This window comes from Agromyces sp. 3263 (genome assembly GCF_031456545.1).
GTDB lineage: Bacteria > Actinomycetota > Actinomycetes > Actinomycetales > Microbacteriaceae > Agromyces.
Genome location: NZ_JAVDUV010000001.1, coordinates 2,585,440 through 2,605,978, shown reverse-complemented (window position 1 = coordinate 2,605,978; position 20,539 = coordinate 2,585,440). Strand labels below are relative to the sequence as shown.

11 protein-coding genes are annotated in these 20,539 nt (G+C 69.9%); 2 read left to right on the top strand and 9 right to left on the bottom strand.

Features of this window, described 5'->3' with window-relative positions; genetic code table 11:
• Nucleotides 1–5 precede the first annotated feature (5 nt).
• The 8 genes from J2X63_RS11815 to rpoB form a co-directional block, all read right to left on the bottom strand.
• Entirely contained in the window at nt 6–1,352 is a 1,347-nt protein-coding gene (locus tag J2X63_RS11815) for a hypothetical protein (protein WP_309977275.1), read from the bottom strand.
• Nucleotides 1,353–1,365: 13 nt separating this feature from the next.
• Entirely contained in the window at nt 1,366–1,692 is a 327-nt protein-coding gene (locus J2X63_RS11810) for a hypothetical protein (RefSeq protein ID WP_309977273.1), read from the bottom strand.
• 85 nt (nt 1,693–1,777) lie between these two features.
• Nucleotides 1,778–2,065 carry a WXG100 family type VII secretion target gene (locus J2X63_RS11805; protein WP_159603581.1) on the bottom strand — a complete coding sequence of 96 codons (288 nt, stop codon included), beginning with the start codon at nt 2,063–2,065 and terminating at the stop codon, nt 1,778–1,780.
• A gap of 123 nt (nt 2,066–2,188) precedes the next feature.
• Nucleotides 2,189–6,679 (bottom strand): FtsK/SpoIIIE domain-containing protein, encoded by a 4,491-nt coding sequence (locus tag J2X63_RS11800; RefSeq protein WP_309977270.1) that lies wholly within the window; start codon nt 6,677–6,679, stop codon nt 2,189–2,191.
• The gene (locus J2X63_RS11795) at nt 6,676–7,869 is read right to left on the bottom strand and encodes an RDD family protein (RefSeq protein ID WP_309977268.1); all 1,194 of its coding nucleotides are present in this window, start codon (nt 7,867–7,869) and stop codon (nt 6,676–6,678) included. The genes J2X63_RS11800 and J2X63_RS11795 overlap by 4 nt, the downstream gene beginning before the upstream one ends.
• Nucleotides 7,870–7,973: 104 nt before the next feature.
• Nucleotides 7,974–9,110 carry a hypothetical protein gene (locus J2X63_RS11790; RefSeq protein ID WP_309977266.1) on the bottom strand — a complete coding sequence of 379 codons (1,137 nt, stop codon included), beginning with the start codon at nt 9,108–9,110 and terminating at the stop codon, nt 7,974–7,976.
• Nucleotides 9,111–9,307: 197 nt separating this feature from the next.
• Nucleotides 9,308–13,204 carry a DNA-directed RNA polymerase subunit beta' gene (gene rpoC, locus J2X63_RS11785; RefSeq protein ID WP_309977263.1) on the bottom strand — a complete coding sequence of 1,299 codons (3,897 nt, stop codon included), beginning with the start codon at nt 13,202–13,204 and terminating at the stop codon, nt 9,308–9,310.
• Nucleotides 13,205–13,245: 41 nt separating this feature from the next.
• The gene (gene rpoB, locus J2X63_RS11780; RefSeq protein WP_309977261.1) at nt 13,246–16,737 is read right to left on the bottom strand and encodes a DNA-directed RNA polymerase subunit beta; all 3,492 of its coding nucleotides are present in this window, start codon (nt 16,735–16,737) and stop codon (nt 13,246–13,248) included.
• A 346-nt stretch (nt 16,738–17,083) separates the two neighbouring features.
• Here rpoB and J2X63_RS11775 point away from each other — a divergent pair, with 346 nt between their 5' ends.
• Nucleotides 17,084–17,854: a fused MFS/spermidine synthase gene (locus tag J2X63_RS11775; RefSeq protein WP_309977259.1), complete on the top strand. Its 771-nt coding sequence runs from the start codon at nt 17,084–17,086 to the stop codon at nt 17,852–17,854.
• Nucleotides 17,855–17,924: 70 nt separating this feature from the next.
• Nucleotides 17,925–18,785: a fused MFS/spermidine synthase gene (locus tag J2X63_RS11770; RefSeq protein ID WP_309977257.1), complete on the top strand. Its 861-nt coding sequence runs from the start codon at nt 17,925–17,927 to the stop codon at nt 18,783–18,785.
• A 40-nt stretch (nt 18,786–18,825) separates the two neighbouring features.
• On the opposite strand, the gene J2X63_RS11765 is transcribed toward J2X63_RS11770, so the two are convergent.
• Nucleotides 18,826–20,463 carry a family 10 glycosylhydrolase gene (locus J2X63_RS11765; protein WP_309977255.1) on the bottom strand — a complete coding sequence of 546 codons (1,638 nt, stop codon included), beginning with the start codon at nt 20,461–20,463 and terminating at the stop codon, nt 18,826–18,828.
• Between the last annotated feature and the right edge of the window lie 76 nt (nt 20,464–20,539).

Genomic DNA, 20,539 nt, shown 5'->3' with positions numbered 1-20,539 from the left:
TGCCGTCACACGAGCTGGGCGCGCCAGGTGTCGACCGGCTGGGGTTCCCCCCACGAGCTGATCTCGTTGACCCGGCCGAGCACCATGCGGCCGCGCTTGACTCCGAACTCGAGCGAGTTCGCGATGCCCTCGCTCAACGCCACGGGCTTCGCGCCGCCGCTGATGACGTCGGCGAGAGCTCCGAGGTGCGGGGTGATCACGCGCTGGTGGTGCGCGGAGAGGTTGGCGAAGTTCTGCGCGATCGAGAGGGAGTACCCCCGGCTGGACCCGCCGATGATGCGATTGAGGATGTTCTTCGGACCTGCGCCCTGGAAGACCGAGAAATCGCGGCCGAGCCGCGAGGCGAGGCCCGAGGCGGCGCGGCTTCCGAGGTTGCCGCCCGCCCGGAGGCTGGCTGGATTCGTCAGCCCGCGCAACGCCGTGATGCGCCGGAGCGGCGTGGCGATCTCGAGGTAGGGACCGCCGAGGAACTCCTTGATCGCCGTCAGTCGCTTGCCGGATTGGAAGAGCTTGCCGAGCTTGCCGAACGGCAGCACCCCGACCACGGCCCACGCGACGTCGCCGAGGCCCTTGCGGCCCTTGGCGTAGAGGAACAGCGTGCCGATGAGCGCGATGACGCCCACGATGGCCGCGATGACGGCGATGAACGGGCCGCCGATGATGATGGCCGCGATCGCCAGTGCCACGCCGACCCACGTGAGCACCTCGAGCACGACCTCGACCACGCCCGCCAGGTTGTCGGTCCAGTCGTCGCTGACATTGCCCTCCGTCGCATCCGTGATGCCACGGAGCGCCGTCTCGTACGCCTCGTCCCACGTGTCCCACTGCGAATCGAACAGGGCGAACTGCGCGTCGAGGTCGGCCTCCGCGCTGTGCACCGCGCCCTGGGAGTCGGTCGCCGCCTCCTCGAGCCGACGCTGACGCTCGAGGGCCGTGGGATCGGTCGGTTCGGGATCGGGCGCGTTCGACGCCGTCTGCGCCGCGGTCGCTGCCGCGTGCCGCTTGCTGTCGAGCGTGGACTTCGCGTCCAGCGCATCGGTCACGATCGTGCGCATGGCCGCCTGCACGTCGGCGAGCTTGGACCCGTAGGTCTTCATGACCGTGCCGGTCGGCTTGTAGCGTTCGCCCGCCTTGCGGAGCTCGGCATGCGCATCACCGACCTCGTCGCGGATCTTCTCGATCGAACGGCCTCGCTCTTCGCTGGCGCCGTCGCCGATCTCACGCAGGACGTCGGCCGCGCCGATCATCTGCTCCCCGAGGTCCTCGATCTCCTTGCCCCGATCGATGACCCCCTGTGCGTTGCCCTCGAGCACCTCGACCCGATGACCGCGGTGCGTCCGCAGTTCACTCATCTTCCACTCCCCGTCATCGCGTCGGCAGGTTCGCGCCGTCGTGCTCCTGCAGTTTGAGGCTGTCCGCCGCCTCGAGGTCGAAGTCCTGCCATCCGGTGCACGTGCTCTCCACTGCGGCCTGGATGCCGCTGAGCTTCTGGATCAGCGCGTTCCGACGGTCGTCCCAGCCACCCTCGAACTCGTGCGTCCGATCGCGGAGGCTGCTGCGTCCGTCGGGACGGCCGATCATGTCCTGGAGCGCATCGGTGCGCTTCGCGGCATCCGCGAACTCCACGAGGATCTGCTTGAGCGAGCCGTTCAGCCGGTTCAGGTGATCGACCTTGATGTACACATCGGCCATTGCCATGTCCTGTTCGACGAGAAGGTGGTGTGCTGGGAGTGCCACGCCTCAGGGGAGGGCGAACGCCCTCCCCTGAGCGCGGGTGCTACTGCCCGGCGAGCGCGGCGTCGGTGTCCTTGATCGCCTGCTGCATCTTGCGCAGCGAGTCGCCCATGTCGCGGATGCCGTCGATCGCCGACTCGAGTCCGGTCGTGAGCTCCGTGTAGCCCTCGCCGAACTTGCCCGAGGCGTGCTCGGTCTTGAAGTCGTCGCCGAGCAGCGTGTCGACGCCCTGCTTGAGCTGGCGGAGGATGTCGGCGATGTCCTCGCGGCCCTGTTCGAGCTTGCCCGCCATCGCTTCCATCTCGGAGTACGTCGCCTTGAAGTCAGCCATTATCGGCCTTTCTCTTCTGATTTCGGCCCCCTGCGGACCATCCGGGTTCCACCGTATTGGGGGGTCGAGCCGGTACTCAATGGGGAGCGGTCCCCACCCCCGGGTCGCGCGCCGACCGACGCGTCAGTCGGCGGCGACGAACGGCAGCTGCACGGTCAGGGCGCGTCCGTTCTCCACGAACAGGCCGCGACCCTCGGGGAACTCGTGCCGCTGCACCCGCGGGAACGGGACCTTGAAGACCGCATCGCCGTCGTACGTGTCGGGCTTCAGCACGATGCCGCGACGGCCTCCCTTGAAGTCCCCGATGAAGCCGTATCCGGACCCGAGCTGGCTCACGTCTCCGTCGCCCATGAGGAAGTGATCGCTCCGGTTGATCGCCTGGAAGAGCTCCTTGAGCGGACGCTCGGCGTCGGAGTCGGCGAACTCCGTGACATTCTCGATCACGATCACGATCCGACCCGGAACGGTCTCGTCGCCGACGATGCCCGTGAGCTCCTTGGCGAGTGAGCGGGCGTCCTCGACGCTCCCCGCGGACCGGACCCACGGGCGGAAGTCCCGGAGCACCGCCCGTCGACCACCGAAGTGGAAGAACTTCGCGTCGGGATCGAACCGTGCCATGGAGGTGGCGAGCGCCCGCAAGGCCGTCGACTTCCCGCTTCGCGGCGGCCCCGTGACGACGAAGGTGCCCACGGGCTCGAAACCTCGCGGGCCGAGGATGTCCTCCGAGACGCCGAGGACGGGCTGGCCGTCCACGGCATCGGGAAGTGCGGTGATGTCCAACTCGGTCGGCAGGGCACCGATCTCCCCTGCCTCGACGGCGCCGCGCGCGCGGAGCTCGGCACCGAACGACTGGAGCGCGGTGGTCTGCTGGGCGACGTTGGCCGTTCCGCCCATGACGGCGAGCTGTGTCTCGAACCCGTCGACGATCGCGCGCCCGGGAGCGCTCCGCTCGTTGAGCACGTCCTTCGGCGCGCCGAGGATCGAATAGGCGCCCTCATCGGACATTCGCAGAACGATGCGGCGGCTGACGTTGGCGCTGACGGCGGTGGGTACGGCGCCATACCGGTCTGCGCTCACGACGGCGTGGACGCCGAGGGGTCGGCCCTCGCCGAGCACCCGCATGAAGATGTTGTAGAACGCGGAGCGCGCCGCCGTGCTCTCCCATTCCTGCTTGAACGTCCCGAATCCGTCGATGAGCAGGAGGATCCGCGGCTCTCGCGGCCGGCCTGCCAGTTCTCGGTACTCGCTGAGGCTTCCCGCGTTCACAGCCGAGAACCGCTTCGCACGGTCGTCGAGCATGCCCCGGATCGTGCGAAGCATCCGCTGCACCCGTTCGACGTCGTCGCCGGCGACCACGGATCCCACGTGCGGGAGCGCCTCGATCGAGCGAAGCGAACCCGTGCCGAAGTCGAGCCCGTAGACCGTCGCGGTGCCGGCCTCGGGCACCGCGCCCACCGCCGTCGCGATCGTGCGGAGGGCGGCGGTCTTGCCCGCGCCGCTCGTGCCGTAGACGAGGAGATGGCCGTCGGTGTCGGGCTCGAAGAACACCGGCTCCTGCGCCTGCCGCTCGGGGATGTCGGCGAGCCCGAGCGGGATGCGCCCGTCACCGTCGAGTGGCAGTTCGCGCAGGTCGACCGTCGTCTTCAGGTCGTCGAGCCATGGCCGCCGCGGCACGGGGACGCCCGCGGCGGATGCGGCCGCGACGAGATTCGCGACGATGCGCCGCTGGTCGTTCGGCCCGAGGTCGCCCTCGTGGGTGTCGGGTTCGTCGTCGGTGGCCGACTCCCAGACCTGCGTCGAGCCGAACCGGAGTTCGGCCACCTTCGCCTGGGCCACCGCGGGCGCATCGCTCGTCCAGCCGCCGGCGTAGCCCGACTGGAACGGGACGAGCCGCCCCGGGCCGGTCTTGGCGATCCCGCGGCCGGGGATGGACGGATCGAAGGTGCCGGCGACGGGGTCGCCCACGACATCGTTGGAGTCGGAGACATCCGCCATCCGCAGCGCCACCCGGAGGTTGGTGTTCGCACGCAGGTTGTCCTTGATCACGCCCGCCGGCCGCTGCGTCGCCATAATCAGGTGGATGCCCAGCGACCGCCCGCGCTGGGCGATGTCGACGACGCCGTCCACGAACTCGGGGACCTCGCCCGCCAAGGCGGCGAACTCGTCGATGACGAGGACCAGGGCCGGCGGCGTCTCTGGATCCTGCCGCTTCTCGAGCTCGAGGAGATCCTTCGCCTTCTTGCGATTGAAGAGGTGCTCGCGGTGGTGCAGCTCGGCGCGCAGGCTCGTGAGCGCACGGCGCACCAGATGGGGACTCAGGTCGGTCACGAGCCCCACGCAGTGCGGCAGCTCTACGCAGTCGGCGAACGCCGATCCGCCCTTGTAGTCGACGAAGAGGAAGGTCACGCGATCGGGGCTGTACTCGGCGGCCATGCCGAGCACCCAGGCCTGGAGGAACTCCGACTTGCCGGAGCCGGTGGTTCCGCCGACCAGGGCGTGCGGACCCTGCGTGCGCAGGTCGAGCGACATCGCGTCGGGGCTCCCCTGCCCGACGAACGCCTTCAGCGTGCCGGCCCGCTTCAGGCGCGGACGAGGACCGCGTGACCGGTCGAGGATCGAGTTGTTCTGCCGCCAGCGCTCGATCGCCGCGGTGGGCTGCGTGGCGAGGTCGGGGCCGAGGAGCTTCAGCAGGGACACGCTGGGCGGCAGGTCGCTCGAGTCGGCGGTGACCGAACTCGAATCGACGACGGGCGCGAGCCGCTTCGCGAACACCTCGGCGTATTCGTTGGAGACGCCTTCCACGACGATGCCCTCGTGCTCCTCGCCGGCCCGGACGACGCCCACGCGAGCTCGGTCCAAGCCCTCGGTGGCATCGATGTAGGTGCGGCACGCGGCAGGGAGCGACTCGACGGTCGGGGCGAGGAACACCGTGAAGATGCCCGCGTCGGCGCCGCGTTCGATGACCTGGGTGAGCCGCGGCCGGTCGACGGGTGCATCGTTCGAGGCGATGAGCACCAGTGCCAGATCGCCCTCGAGCTCGCTCCCGTTGCCTTCGCCGACCCTGGCCCCGAGCGCCATCGTGGTCTCCTCCTCGCGGAGGGGGCCGCGCCGGCTCGGCGTTCCCGACAGTTGCCCGAGGATGGCCTCCTCGAGGCCGTTGAGCAGGGCGGTCCCGGCCGACTGGCTGTCGGCGAGAGCGAGGTCGGCGAAGGGCGAGCGAGGGCTCGTGGTGTGCGGGAGCCACTTCATCCACTCCAGTTCCTTCGCCCAGCCCGGACCGACGATGGCGGCGGTGATCAGCTCGTTCGGCGCGTGCAGTCCGAAGATCTGGATCCCGATGCCTCGAAGCACGTCCGCCGCGAGATGGCGGGGGCCGGCGATGCCGATGGCGCCCGCGTGCGGCAGCATCTCGACGAGCGGCACCTCGTCGATCGTCTCGTGCCGTCGGCGCAGCGCATCCACCTGTCGGGCATATCGCACGATGCCCTTCTGCTCGTTGGACGCCTGGATGGTGTTGCGGCTCCTTGCCGCGCCGATCCCCAGGCGCAGGGCGAGGAAGTTCCAGTGCTCGGGGCGTCGCGTCCAGAGGAGCGGGCCGAGCCGCATGGCCGCCTCGTAGACCGTCGCCACCGCGGGTGCCTCGGCATGCCGGCGCTCGCGCTCGACGAGCGTCTCACGAGCCAGGGTCTCCTCCAGCTCTTCGAGCTGCTCCTCGAAGGTGTCGACCTCCAGCCGCAGCTTCTTCCCCTGCTGGGTGCGCTGGCCGATGAAGTTGCCGAACATCATCAGCGGCGACATGGCGACGATCGACAGCGAGAACGGGTTCCGGGTGATGAAGAACATGGCCAGCCCGAGCATCATGGGTGCGACGATCATGGGCCAGGGGAAGAGCCTCGGCTCCGCCTCGCTCGGCACGACGGGATGCTTGTGCTCCATGCCGGGATAGCGGGCCTCGACGCGCGGCGACCGGTTGAACATGAGGGCACCGCCGCGCTCGAGCACGGGATCCGGTGCATGATCCGTGCCCGCGACGAGCGTGAACGAGACCTCGCTGTCGCCGATGGTCACCACCTGCCCGGGTGAGACCCGCACCCGCTGCACGAGGCCGCCGTCGACGATGAGGCCGTTCGCGGAGTTGAGGTCGACGAGCTCGACCGTCTGATCCACCTCGATCCGGGCATGCCGCTTGGAGACGAGCGGATCGTTGAGCAGCACGTCGACGCCCGCCGCCCGACCGATGACGCTGTTGCCCCGACGGAGCGGGAACTCGCGGCCGGCGTCGGGCCCACCGAGCACCCGCATCACGGCTGCCGCGCCCTCCGCCGCGCGAGTGGAACGGGGGCTGTGCGGCACGACGGCCGCATTGAATCCGGATCCGATCGGCGCATCCCCGATCGGCAGCTCGGGGTCCAGCATCGTGGGCTCGGTCGACGTCGGCGGCGCGACCGCGAGCGTCACCACGCCGACGCCCGCGGCTCCGCCGAGTCGTGCCGTCTGGGGGTCGTTCGTCAGGATCGCGTGCGCGATGTCCTGCACCGTGGCGGTCGAGTCGGCGGTGACCATCACGTCCACCGGCGACCCGCTGTGTCGCCGGAGTCCGAGCTTGAGCTTCATGCAGTGCCTCCGGGTGCCACGGTCACGGTGAATCGTCGTCCGCCGAGCATCACCGTGGCGCCGGACGGCACCAGGGTGCGGACGCCCGGGGTCAGCTGGCGGGAGGTGCCGTCGGGCAGCTCCATGGAGGTGCCGTTCTTCGACGAGCGATCGGCCACCCAGAGGGCGCCGTCGTCGACGCCGTACGCCGCGTGCGTCTTGGAGATGCGCATGCTCTCGTCGACGAGGGGCACCAGTCGCAGGGGCGACTCCCCCGGCGCGACGGCCGGGCTCCGACCGAGGAGCCCGGGCTCGGAGACGGGGAGCCTGGTGCCGTCGTCGAAGACGAGCACGAACTCCGAGCGCAGAGCCGGTGCGGCGGCGGCTGCGGTGGCGACGACCGCACTCCGCGGGGAAGCCGGCGCCGGCGCCGCGTCGGCGACCGGCACGAGCGGCGGCGGGGCCCAGGCACCGGCCTCCGAGGGCGATGCGGACACGACGCCCGAGCTCGACCGTGCCGATGGGATGAAGAGTCCGTCGCCGACGGGCCGGTCGGAGGCGAGTGACGGCAGGGGTGCCTCGGGCTCGCGCGCGCCGGCCTCGACCTGGCGGCGGGCATGCCGCAGCGCCTTGGCGTCGAAGGGGTCGAGCCCGTTGCGGATGTCGACGGCCCAGCAGCGGCCGATGCGGTCGAGCCAGCTGCGCCCACGGGACTCGGGGTCCCAAGCGGACGAGGCGAAGAGGACGGCCGGGCCGGCGAGCGGCAGCACGACCCACGACGCCCACAGCACGACTACCCGCAGCACCACGCGCCAGAAGCCGGCGGGGCCGAAGGTGGTCACGCGCACCGAGCGGATGCCGAGGCTCGCCTTGCCGAGCGTCACGCCCCTGCGCCCGTGCAGGACGAGCTGCACGAGTCCGAACACCAGGAGGAGGAGCTCGCCCACGCCCAGGAGCACGAGCGGGAGCGTGAGCGCCGCGGCATCCGGCAGCTGCGCCTGGCCGAGCACGAGGCCGGCGAGCATGACGGACCCGATGACCGCCGGAACCGCGAGCACGACCCACACGGTCGCGTCGAGCGCGAACGCGGCCGCACGCCGGCCCGCGGGCGCCGGCACGAGACCGAGCGCACGCGCGTAGGCGGGGTCGGGACGTCCGTCGGGACCGATGCCCGGGGTCGGCTCGTCGTCGACGTGCATCGTGATGCTCACATCGCTCCTCGGGTGCGCAGGGTACAGAGCCACCCAAGGCCATCGGGGCTGCACTGTCGATGGGGAGTGGTCACCATCCCCGACACAGCAGCGTACCGGGCGGACTACGCGCGCTGCGGCTGCGGGCCTGCGGCGAGCTCCCGGTCGTACGCCTCGCGGGCGAGGCGGTTGCGCTCGGAGACGGCGCGGCCGCGCGACGCGATCCAGCCGCCGAACCAGATCGGCACCTCGAGGGCGATGATGCCAGCGACGATCGCGAACGGGTCGACCCAGCGCTGCGCGACGAAGTCGTTCGCCTGGTCGAGCGTGAAGGTCCACGCCTGCACCGTGAGCAGCGCCGCGCCGATGTAGGAGAAGTACACGAATGCGCCGACCAGCAGGCTGAACACCGCGTAGCACCACCACGGGCCGCGGTTCACGATCAGCGCGAGCACGGCGAAGCCGACGAAGCAGGCGAGCACCGGCACCCAGAAGACGGGCTGGAGGAGGAACTGCGTGAACACCGACGACGCCTGGGCGACGTCCCCGCGTCCGAGGAGGATCAGGTAGGACACGCCGGCGTAGAGCAGGGCGAACACGACCGTGCCGATCAGGGCCACGAGCACGCCGAATCCGCGGTTGCTGCGGACCTTCGGCGGCGTGGGGGCCTGCACGTACACGGTCTGCGGCGCGGGGGCCGCGACGGCGGCCGGGGGCGCGAGGTCGGGCTCGGGGGCGAGGGTGGCGGCGCCTGCGGCTCCCGTGGCGACGGTCGCGGACGGCACGTAGGTCTCGCGGCGCACCGCGCCTGCAGCGATCGGCTCGGGCACGTCGCGGTCGCCGACGTCGTCGGGGTCGGATGCCACGGGCACGGCGTTCGCGCGTTCCACGGCCTCGTCGAGCCGGCTGGTCGACGCGGGCTCGGGCTCCGCGACGACGGGTTCGACCACGGCGGGCTCGGCCGCGGCGGGCTCCGCCTCGTACACGTAGTCGGGCTCGGCGTCGGTCGCGTCGGCATCCGCGGCGGTCGTCGTCTCCGCATCGGCGGGGACTGCGGCTGCCCCGGACGTCGACGTCATCGCCGTGTTGTCGGCCTCAGGGGTGTCGGATGCCGCGGCGGGGTCCGTGAGCGCGTCGGCGGGCTCGTACGCGGCCGTGTCCGCCGGGTCGGTCTCGCCAGGACCTGCCACCTCCGCGCGGTCGTCCGCCGCGTCGGGGTCGGGCCGCTGTTCCGGGTCGGATCCGGGAGTCGTGCTGCTCATGATCGCGCTCCTTCCGGGCGCCGTCGCACCCGCGATGCGCTCACTGTAGCAACGGCGGTCGCGCCGGCCGCGGAGCCGCGCGGGCGCGCGGGAGACGAGGGCGGCCGCTCGCGGCATCCGCTCGCCCGGCCGGGGAGCGACCCCGGGTACGACGAAGGGCCCCGGATCGCTCCGGAGCCCTTCGGTCGTATCGGCGACTAGCTGTAGTTGCCGGGGGTGAAGTCGTCGCTCGAGAACGCGTCGAAGTCGACGAAGCTGAGGTCTCCCTCGGCGAAGGCCGCGTCATCGGCGAAGATGCGGTTCGGGTACCGCTCCGCCTTCGCCTCCTCGGTGGCCTCGACCGCGACGTTCCGGTACTTGTTCAGACCGGTGCCCGCCGGGATCAGCTTTCCGATGATCACGTTCTCCTTCAGGCCGACCAGCGGGTCGGACTTGCCCTCCATGGCGGCCTGCGTGAGCACGCGGGTCGTCTCCTGGAAGGACGCGGCCGACAGCCACGACTCGGTCGCGAGCGAGGCCTTGGTGATGCCCATGACCTCCTGGCGAGCCGACGCCGTCTTCTTGCCCTCGGTGAGCGTGGCGCGGTTGATCTCGTTGTACTTCGAGCGGTCGACGAGCTCGCCGGGCAGCAGGTCGGTGTCGCCGTGGTCGACGACGGTGACCTTGCGCAGCATCTGGCGCACGATGACCTCGATGTGCTTGTCGTGGATCGGCACGCCCTGCGAACGGTAGACGTCCTGGACGCCGTCGACGAGGTGCTTCTGCACCTCGCGGACGCCCTTGACCCGGAGGACCTCCTTCGGGTCGACGGTGCCGACGATCAGCTGCTGGCCGAGCTCGACGTGCTGGCCGTCCTCGACGAGCAGCGTCGAACGCTTGAGCACGTTGTACGCGATGGGCTCGTCGCCGTTGTCGGGCGTGAGGATGACCTTGCGCTGACGCTCGGTCTCGTCGATCGTGATGCGACCCGGGGCCTCGACGATGGGCGACGCACCCTTGGGGGTACGTGCCTCGAAGAGCTCCTGCACGCGGGGAAGACCCTGCGTGATGTCGTCGGCCGAGGCCGAACCACCGGTGTGGAAGGTACGCATCGTGAGCTGCGTGCCGGGCTCGCCGATCGACTGGGCCGCGATGATGCCGACGGCCTCGCCGATGTCGACGAGCTTGCCGGTCGCGAGCGAACGGCCGTAGCACTTCGCGCAGACGCCGACCGCCGACTCGCAGGTCAGCACCGAGCGGACCTTGATGGTCTCGACGCCGGCACCGAGCAGCTTGTCGATGAGCACGTCGCCCACGTCCTCGCCGGCCTCGGCCACGACCTCGCCCTTGGCGTTCACCGCGTCGGCGGCGAGGCTGCGGGCGTAGACCGCGTTCTCGACGTTCGGGTCGCGGACGAGTTCGCCCGTGGCATCCGTCGTCGCGATCGCCAGGTCGAGCCCACGGCCGGTGCCGCAGTCGTCCTCGCGGATGATGACATCCTGCGAGACGTCGACGAGACGACGCGTGAGGTAGCCCGAGTCGGCCGTACGGAGGGCCGTGTCGGCCAGACCCTTTCGGGCACCGTGCGTCGCGATGAAGTACTCCGCCACCGACAGCCCCTCGCGGTACGAGGAGATGATCGGGCGAGGGATGATCTCACCCTTCGGGTTGTTCACGAGGCCTCGCATGCCGGCGATGTTGCGCACCTGCAGCCAGTTACCACGAGCACCCGACGTCACCATGCGGTTGATGGTGTTGTCGGTCGGGAAGTTCTCCTGCATGGCCTTGGCGACCTCGTCGGTGGCCTTCGTCCAGATCTGGATGAGCTCCTGGCGGCGCTCGAGGTCGGTCGTCAGACCCTTCTCGAACTGCGACGTGACCTTCGCGGCCTGCTTCTCGTACTTCGAGACGATCTCGCCCTTGTTCGGCGGCGTCAGGATGTCGGAGAGCGCGACGGTCACGCCGGAACGGGTCGCCCAGCGGAAGCCGGCGTCCTTGATCCGGTCGAGGGTCGCGGCGACCTCGGTCTTCGGGTAGCGCTCGGCGAGGTCGTTGACGATCGCCGAGATCTGGCCCTTCCCGGCCTGCTGGTTGAAGAACGGGTAGTCGACCGGCAGCGCCTCGTTGAAGAGCGCACGACCGAGCGTGGTCTCCATGAGGAACGGCTTGCCCGACACGAAGCCCTCGGGCTCGTCGCCCTCGGCGAAGTGCAGCCCCTCGAGGCGGATCTTCACCGTGGCGTTGAGGTCGAGCGCGATGTCACCCGGTCGGTTCTGGTCGAACGCGAGGATGGCCTCGGCGATCGACGAGAACGCGCGACCCTCGCCGGCTGCGCCGGGCTTGTGGGTCGTCAGGTGGTGCAGGCCGATGATCATGTCCTGCGTGGGCAGGGTCACCGGACGGCCGTCGGACGGCTTCAGGATGTTGTTCGACGCCAGCATGAGGATGCGGGCCTCGGCCTGGGCCTCGACCGACAGCGGCAGGTGCACGGCCATCTGGTCGCCGTCGAAGTCGGCGTTGAACGCCGCGCAGACGAGCGGGTGCAGCTGGATGGCCTTGCCCTCGACGAGCTGGGGCTCGAACGCCTGGATGCCGAGGCGGTGCAGCGTGGGCGCGCGGTTCAGCAGCACGGGGCGCTCGCGGATGATCTCCTCGAGCACGTCCCACACCTGCGGGCGCGAACGCTCCACCATGCGCTTGGCGGCCTTGATGTTCTGCGCGTGGCTCAGGTCGATGAGGCGCTTGATCACGAACGGCTTGAAGAGCTCCAGCGCCATCTGCTTGGGCAGGCCGCACTGGTGCAGCTTCAGCTGCGGACCGACCACGATGACCGAACGGCCCGAGTAGTCGACGCGCTTGCCGAGCAGGTTCTGGCGGAAGCGACCCTGCTTTCCCTTGAGCATGTCGCTCAGGGACTTCAGGGCGCGGTTGCCGGTGCCCGTGACGGGGCGACCACGACGGCCGTTGTCGAACAGCGCGTCGACGGCCTCCTGCAGCATCCGCTTCTCGTTGTTCACGATGATCTCGGGAGCCCCGAGGTCGAGCAGGCGACGAAGGCGGTTGTTGCGGTTGATCACACGACGGTAGAGGTCGTTGAGGTCGGAGGTCGCGAAGCGGCCGCCGTCGAGCTGGACCATCGGGCGGAGCTCCGGCGGGATCACCGGCACCACGTCGAGCACCATCGCGGCCGGCGAGTTGCCGGTCTGCAGGAAGGAGCTGACGACGCGGAGCCGCTTGATCGCACGGATCTTCTTCTGGCCCTTGCCCTCGGCGATCTGCAGGCGGAGGTCTTCCGCCTCGGCCGCCAGGTCGAACGCCTCGAGGCGCTTCTTGATGGCCTCGGCGCCCATGTAGGCGTCGAAGTACATGCCGAAGCGGTCCTGGAGCTCGTGGAACACCGAGTCCTCGGGCTTGAGGTCGCCGACCTTGAGCGTGCGGAAGTCCTCCCACACGCGCTCGAGGTGCGCGATCTGCTCGTCGGCGCTCTTGCGGACGCCGGCCATCTCCTTGTCGGCGGCGGCCTCGGCGCGCTTCTTCTGGTCGGACTTGGCGCCCTCGGCCTCGAGACCGGCGAGCTCCTCCTCCTTGCGTGCCATGAGCGTGGCGATGCGGGCATCGCGCTGGTCGCCGATGGTCTTGATCTCGAGCCGGAGCTCGTTCTCGAGGCCGGGCATGTCGGCGTGACGACCCTCGTTGTCGACGTCGATCACCATGTAGGCGGCGAAGTAGATGACCTTCTCGAGGTCCTTCGGCGCCATGTCGAGCAGGTAGCCGAGGCGCGAGGGCACGCCCTTGAAGTACCAGATGTGCGTGACGGGGGCGGCGAGCTCGATGTGGCCCATCCGCTCACGGCGCACCGAGGACTTCGTGACCTCGACACCGCAGCGCTCGCAGACGATGCCCTTGAAGCGCACTCGCTTGTACTTGCCGCAGGCGCACTCCCAGTCGCGGGAAGGTCCGAAGATCTGCTCGCCGAAGAGGCCGTCCTTCTCGGGCTTGAGCGTGCGGTAGTTGATGGTCTCGGGCTTCTTGACCTCGCCATACGACCAACGACGGATGTCGTCGGCGGTGGCCAAACCGATGCGAAGCTCGTCAAAAGTGGTTGCGTCGAGCAATTTCTCTCCTAGAAAAATCTCAGTCGTCGTTCTGGCCGGGTTCAGATCTCGTCGATGTTCGACGACTCGAAGCGCGCGGAGATGTTGATGCCGAGCTCCTCCGCTGCGCGGAAGGCCTCGTCATCGGTGTCTCGCAGCGAGACCGCGGTGCCGTCGGCCGAGAGGACCTCGACGTTCAGGCAGAGCGACTGCATCTCCTTCATGAGCACCTTGAAGGACTCGGGGATGCCGGGCTCCTGGATGTTCTCGCCCTTGACGATCGCCTCGTACACCTTGACGCGGCCGAGGATGTCGTCGGACTTGATCGTGAGGAGCTCCTGCAGCGCGTAGGCGGCGCCGTAGGCCTCGAGGGCCCACACCTCCATCTCACCGAAGCGCTGGCCACCGAACTGCGCCTTCCCACCGAGCGGCTGCTGGGTGATCATCGAGTACGGGCCGGTGGAGCGCGCGTGGATCTTGTCGTCCACGAGGTGGTGCAGCTTCAGGATGTACATGTAGCCGACCGAGACCGGGTACGGGAAGGGCTCGCCGGAGCGACCGTCGAAGAGCTGCGTCTTGCCGGTCGAGTCGATGAGGCGCTCGCCGTCGCGGTTGGGGAGCGTCGAGTCGAGCAGACCCGCGATCTCCTCCTCGAGGGCGCCGTCGAACACCGGGGTCGCGACCTTGGTGCCGGGGGCGGCCTCGTGCGCGTCCTTCGGGAGCTTCTTGGCCCACGCCGGGTTGCCGTCGACCTTCCAGCCCTGCTTGGCGACCCATCCGAGGTGCGTCTCGAGCACCTGGCCGAAGTTCATTCGGCCGGGGATGCCCAGCGGGTTCAGGATGACGTCGACGGGGGTTCCGTCGGCCAGGAACGGCATGTCCTCGACCGGGAGGATCTTGGAGATGACGCCCTTGTTGCCGTGACGGCCCGCGAGCTTGTCGCCCTCGGTGATCTTGCGCTTCTGGGCGATGTAGACGACCACGCGCTGGTTGACGCCCGAGCCGAGCTCGTCGTCGCCGTCCTGCGAGTCGAACACCTTCACGCCGATGATCGTGCCCTGCTCGCCGTGAGGCACCTTCAGGGACGTGTCGCGCACCTCGCGGCTCTTCTCGTTGAAGATCGCGCGGAGCAGGCGCTCCTCGGCCGAGAGCTCGGTCTCGCCCTTCGGCGTGACCTTGCCGACGAGGATGTCGCCGGGGCGGACCTCGGCGCCGATGCGGATGATGCCGCGCTCGTCGAGGTCGGCCAGCAGGTCGGGGCTGACGTTGGGGAGGTCACGGGTGATCTCCTCCTTGCCGAGCTTCGTGTCGCGCGCGTCGACCTCGTACTCCTCGATGTGGATCGACGAGAGCACGTCGTCCTTCACGAGGTTCTGGCTGAGGATGATCGCGTCCTCGAAGTTGTGACCCTCCCACGGCATGAACGCCACGAGGAGGTTCTTGCCGAGCGCGAGCTCGCCGTTGTCGGTCGCGGGACCGTCGGCGATGACCTCGCCGGCCTCGATGCGCTCGCCTGCCGAGACCACCACGCGGTTGTTGTACGACGTGCCCTGGTTGGAGCGGTCGAACTTGCGCAGGTAGTAGGTCTGCGTGCCGCCCTCGTCGAGCTGCACGGTGACCGAGTCGGCCGACACCTCGGTGACGACGCCCGCCTTGTCGGCGGTGATCACGTCACCGGCGTCGACGGCCGCGTAGCCCTCCATGCCGGTGCCCACGAACGGCGAGTCGCTGCGGAGCAGCGGCACCGCCTGGCGCTGCATGTTCGCACCCATGAGGGCGCGGTTCGCGTCGTCGTGCTCGAGGAACGGGATGAGCGAGGTCGCCACCGACACCATCTGGCGCGGCGAGACGTCCATGTAGCCGATCTCGTCGGCGGGGAACAGGTCGACCTCGCCGCCCTTCTTGCGGGCGAGGACGCGCTCCTCCTGGAAGTGGCCGTCGGCCTTCAGCGGCGCGTTGGCCTGGGCGACGATGTAGTCGTCCTCCTCCATCGCCGTGAGGTAGTCGATCTGCTCGGTGACCTTGCCCGAGACGACCTTGCGGTACGGCGTCTCGATGAAGCCGAACGAGTTGATGCGCGCGAACGACGCGAGCGAGCCGATCAGGCCGATGTTCGGGCCTTCAGGGGTCTCGATCGGGCACATGCGGCCGTAGTGCGACGGGTGGACGTCTCGGACCTCGACGCCCGCGCGGTCGCGCGAGAGGCCGCCGGGGCCGAGCGCGCTCAGGCGACGCTTGTGCGTCAGGCCCGCGAGCGGGTTGTTCTGGTCCATGAACTGCGACAGCTGCGAGGTGCCGAAGAACTCCTTGATCGCGGCGACGACGGGTCGCACGTTGATCAGGGTCTGCGGGGTGATCGCCTCGATGTCCTGCGTGGTCATGCGCTCGCGAACGACGCGCTCCATGCGGCTGAGGCCGGTGCGCACCTGGTTCTGGATGAGCTCGCCGACCGCGCGGATGCGGCGGTTGCCGAAGTTGTCGATGTCGTCGACGTCGAGGCGGATGTCGACCGCCTTGCCGCCGCGGCGACCCGCGATGGTGGTGCGCTCGTCGTGGAGGGCGACGAGGTACTTGATCGTGGCGACGATGTCCTGCACCGTGAGCACCGAGTCGGTCAGCGGAGCCTCGAGGCCCAGCTTGTTGTTGATCTTGTACCGGCCGACCTTGGCGAGGTCGTAGCGCTTCGGGTTGAAGTAGAAGTTGTCGAGGAGCGCACGCGCGGCCTCGGCGGCGACCTGCTCGCCCGGACGGAGCTTCCGGTAGATGTCCTTGAGCGCCTCCTCCTTGGTGAGGATGTTGTCCTTCTCGAGGGTGAGCGCGATCGACTCGTAGCCGGCGAACTCCTCGAGGATCTCCTCGCTCGTGAGGCCGAGGGCCTTGAGGAAGACGGTCACGGACTGCTTGCGCTTGCGGTCGATGCGCACGCCGACCTGGTCGCGCTTGTCGATCTCGAACTCGAGCCATGCACCACGGCTCGGGATGACGCGAGCCGAGTAGATGTCCTTGTCGGAGGTCTTCTCGGGGGTGCGCTCGAAGTAGACGCCGGGCGAGCGGACGAGCTGCGACACGACGACACGCTCGGTGCCGTTGATGACGAAGGTGCCCTTGGGGGTCATGAGCGGGAAGTCGCCCATGAAGACGGTCTGCGTCTTGATCTCACCGGTGAGGTGGTTCATGAACTCGGCGTTCACGTAGAGCGGGGCGGAGTAGGTCTTGCCCTTCTCCTTGCACTCGTCGATCGTGTACTTCGGCGGCTCGAGCTCAGGGTTGGTGAACGAGAGCTGCATGGTCTCGCCGAGGTCCTCGATCGGGGAGATCTCCTCGAAGATCTCCTCGAGGCCCGTGTGCTCGGGCAGGTCCTGGCGGCCGGCCTCCTCGGCCTCGGCGACGCGTGCCTTCCACGCGTCGTTGCCGACCAGCCAGTCGAAGCTCTCCGTCTGGAGTGCGAGCAGGTCGGGCACGGTGAGGGTGTCGGTGACCTTTGCGAACGAGAGGCGGCTTGCACCGCGTCCGTTCTTGGGGGTGGGCGTGGTCGCGTTGCGCGCAGCAGCCAAGTGAATAACCTCCATCGGCCCCGTCGGGCCGGTTCACTGTCGGTAGCGGAGAGTGGAACCCCTCAGACGTTTGCGGATGCACGAGGTCTGGAACCCCGGCACGCGAAGCCGACCGCAATATGAAGGCATGGTGGGTCTGGGAGCGCAAAGGTCAACTATATGTCAAACGACGCGCCATGTCCAGCGAGATTCTTGATTTGTTCCGGGATCTCCGGTATAACCACGCGGACGCCCCGCCGATTCCCGGTTCCGGCAGGGAGATCCGGCGGCGGTCGGCCCGACCTCTCGCGATTCGCGCGGCCGGATCGGGCAGCTCGAGCGGGCGCGGACGTGGCACGATGCAGGCATGTCGCACCCCCGCATCGAGTTCGAGGCCGACGTCTTCTCGCCGACGGGCCTCACGCTCCTCGTGGAGGGCACGGCCCAGTCGCACGTGGATCCGGGCGATCCGACGAGGCTGTTCTTCGAGTACATGCGGCGCCTCGGCCACGTGCTCGACGCCGTGGCGCCGGCGGGCGAACCGATCCGGGCCCTCCACCTCGGCGGCGGCGCGATGACGCTGCCGCGCTACGTCGCGGCGACCCGGCCGGGGTCGCACCAGGTGGTCGTCGAGCTCGATCCCGAGGTCGCCGCCACCGTGCTCGACCGGCTCCCGCTCCCGCCCGGCGAGGACATCGAGCTCCGGCTCGCCGACGCCCGCGATGCGGTCACCGTCCTCGCGACGGCGACGGAGCGGCCGGCCCTCGACGCGGTGGTGGTCGACGTCTACGAGGGACTCGATGCGCCGTCGTTCGTGGACGAGCCGGCATTCCTGGGCGGATGCCTCGCGCTCGTGCGCGCCGGCGGCATCGTCGCCGTGAACGTGGCCGATGCGCCCGGCCTCACCCGCCTGCGCGCGCAGGCCCGCGGGTTCGCCCGCGCGGACCCCGCCGCGGAGCTGCTCGTCGCCGGCGACCCGGCGGTGCTCTCCGGCGCAGAGGAGGGCAACGTGCTCCTGGTCGCCGCTTCCGGCGGGCTCCCCGACGGGCTCGCCGACCGGCTCGCCGCGGCCGGGCCGTTCCCCGGCGCGGTGGTCACCGGCCACCGTCTGGACGCGGCGCTCTGGGGCGCCTGCTGAGGTGACGTGCGACGCGGTGGCGGATGCCGAGGCGCCGCGCCCCTCGCTGCAGGCGGGTAGCGTGGCATCCGTGCCAGACCTCGAACGACGCCTCTCCGTGAGCGGCCATGTCGCCCGCCTCGAGGAGTCGCGCTCGGTGCCCGGGTCGTGGACGCTGTACGTCGACGGCACGCCGCAGTCGCACGTCGAGGTCGAGCGCCCCGACTGGCTCGGGTTCGAGTACGTCCGGCGCATCGGGCACGCCATCGACCTCGTGCGTCCCGACGGCGCGCCGATCACGGCCGTGCACCTCGGCGGTGGCGCGCTGACGCTCCCCCGCTACGTCGCCGCCACGCGGCCGGGCTCGCGCCAGCAGGTGGTCGAGCTCGAGAGCGAGCTCGTCGACCTGGTGCGCGAGCACCTGCCGCTCCCGCGCGGCGCGCAGGTGCGGGTGCGGCACGGCGATGCCCGCGAGGTCCTCGCGAAGCTGCCCGCGGGCCTCGACGGCGCGGTCGACATCGCGGTGGTCGACATCTTCTCGGGCGCGCGCACCCCCGCGCACGTGACGAGCGCGGAGTTCTACGGGCTCCTCGTGCCGCGCCTCGCGCCCGGCGGCATCGTCGCCGTCAACGTCGCCGACGGCGCCGGCCTCGCGTTCGCGCGCTCGCAGGCCGCGACGCTCGCGCACGTCTTCGCGCACGTCGCGATCGCCGCCGACACCTCGATGCTGAAGGGCCGGCGGTTCGGCAACGTCGTCATGTACGCCTCCCACGACGAGCTGCCCTTCGCGGGCCTCCCCCGCCGGCTCGCGAGCGATCCCGCTCCGGCGAAGCTCGTCGACGGCGCCGAGCTGCACCGGTTCATCGCGGGCGCGCCGGTGGTGACGGATGCCACGGCGGTGCCGTCGCCGCCGCCCGCGCGCTCGATCTTCCTGTCCAAGCCCGGTCGCTGACCCGGCCGGCGACCGGCGGGCCGGCGTCGCAACGCTGCGGTCAGCTCGAGCGGCGCACCACGCTCGGCGCGCTCTCGTTCCACACGCGGTCGAGCGCGGTGAGGACGTAGCGGTACGTCGATCCCTCCGCGGCCGAGGCGTCCGTCCAGCGCTGCACGACGCCCGACTGCGCGCGGACCGTCGCGAGCAGGTTGGCGGCGTCCTCGACGTCGATGGCCCCGGTGCCGCCCTCGACCCGGTACACGGCGAACGAGGTGGCCCGCAGGCTCGGCGGCGCGGCATCCGACCACTGCAGCTCGACGCCCGCGTCGGTGCGGGTCGCCCTCGTGAGCACGGGCGCGCGCACGTCGGTGGACGGCAGCCACTCCATGGCGGGCACGATGGCGGGGTGGGCGTAGTGGTCGGCGAGCACGCGCGACATCGAGCCCTGCGGGTCGGCGGGCACGTGCTTCGCCGAGAAGTACACGTTGCCGTGCACCGGCGTGCCGGCGTCGTCGATCCCCCGGTCGAGCGTCAGGTGGTTCGAGAGCTCGGCCGGGTCGGTGAACACGCCCGACGTCACCTTGTAGAGCGCCTCGCCGATGTAGAGATGCGTGCGGGATGCCGCGGCGACCCCGGCCCACCACGGCACGAGCTTCGCGTAGTCGGCGACGGCCAGGCCGATCTGCCAGTACACCTGCGGGTTGATGTAGTCGAGCCAGCCCTCGAGCACCCACTTCCGGGTGTCGGCGAACTGCAGGTCGTAGGACTGCGAGCCGCCCGTGTCGGACCCGAGGGGGTCGGTCGTGCGGTTCCGCCAGATGCCGAACGGGCTGATGCCGAACTTCACCCACGGCTTCAGCGCCTTGATGCGCTCGGAGATCGAGTGCACGAAGGTGTCGACGTTGTGGCGGCGCCACTCGGCGACGTCGGCGAAGCCGGCACCGTGCGCGGCGAAGGTCGCGGCATCCGGGATCACCTGCCCGGCCACCGGGTAGGGGTAGAAGTAGTCGTCGAAGTGCACGCCGTCGAGGTCGTAGTGCTCGACCGAGTGCAGGATCGCCTGCTGGATGTGCTCCTGCACCTCGGGCAGGCCGGGGTCGAAGTACAGCTTGCCGCCATACGCCCAGACCCAGTCGGGGTGCACGCGCGCGGGGTGCTCGGGCACGAGCTGCGTGGGGTCGGCCTGCATCGAGACGCGGTACGGGTTGTACCAGGCGTGCAGCTCGAGGTTGCGGCGGTGCGCCTCGTCGACGATGAACGAGAGCGGGTCGTAGCCCGGATCCTCCCCTTGCACGCCGGTGAGGTACTGCGACCACGGCTCGAGCGGGCTTGGCCAGAACGCGTCAGCCGTGGGCCGCACCTGCACGAACACGGCATTGAGGTGGAACTGCTCGGCGACGTCGAGCCAGTGCAGGAACTCGGCGCGCTGCTCGTCGGCGGCGAGGCCGGTTCGACTCGGCCAGTCGATGTTCACGACCGACGAGATCCACATCGCCCGCAGCTCGCGCTTGCGCGGGGCGAGTGCCGCGCCCGCGGCGGAGCCGGCGCCTTCGGCGTACGCGGTGCCGGGCGCGAGCGTGCCGACGGTGACGGTGAACGCGGATGCCGCGACACCGGCGACGGCCAGGGTGAGGAAGTCGCGGCGGCCGAGTCCGCTCGGCGTCGGGTCGTCATGTGTCGTGGCGTCGAGGGGCATCGTCGATCCTCCAAGGTCGGTATGGAAGATACTTCCACGCGATGCCCCGTTTGTGAAGAGTTGCTTCCGCACGCCG

Bases quoted from the DNA above. Each gene is read 5' to 3' on its own strand.
- J2X63_RS11810 (WP_309977273.1), bottom strand. From the start codon at position 1,692: ATGGCCGATGTGTACATCAAGGTCGATCACCTGAACCGGCTGAACGGC.
- J2X63_RS11815 (WP_309977275.1), bottom strand. From the start codon at position 1,352: ATGAGTGAACTGCGGACGCACCGCGGTCATCGGGTCGAGGTGCTCGAG.
- J2X63_RS11765 (WP_309977255.1), bottom strand. From the start codon at position 20,463: ATGCCCCTCGACGCCACGACACATGACGACCCGACGCCGAGCGGACTC.
- J2X63_RS11800 (WP_309977270.1), bottom strand. From the start codon at position 6,679: ATGAAGCTCAAGCTCGGACTCCGGCGACACAGCGGGTCGCCGGTGGAC.
- J2X63_RS11790 (WP_309977266.1), bottom strand. From the start codon at position 9,110: ATGAGCAGCACGACTCCCGGATCCGACCCGGAACAGCGGCCCGACCCC.
- J2X63_RS11775 (WP_309977259.1), top strand. From the start codon at position 17,084: ATGTCGCACCCCCGCATCGAGTTCGAGGCCGACGTCTTCTCGCCGACG.
- J2X63_RS11805 (WP_159603581.1), bottom strand. From the start codon at position 2,065: ATGGCTGACTTCAAGGCGACGTACTCCGAGATGGAAGCGATGGCGGGC.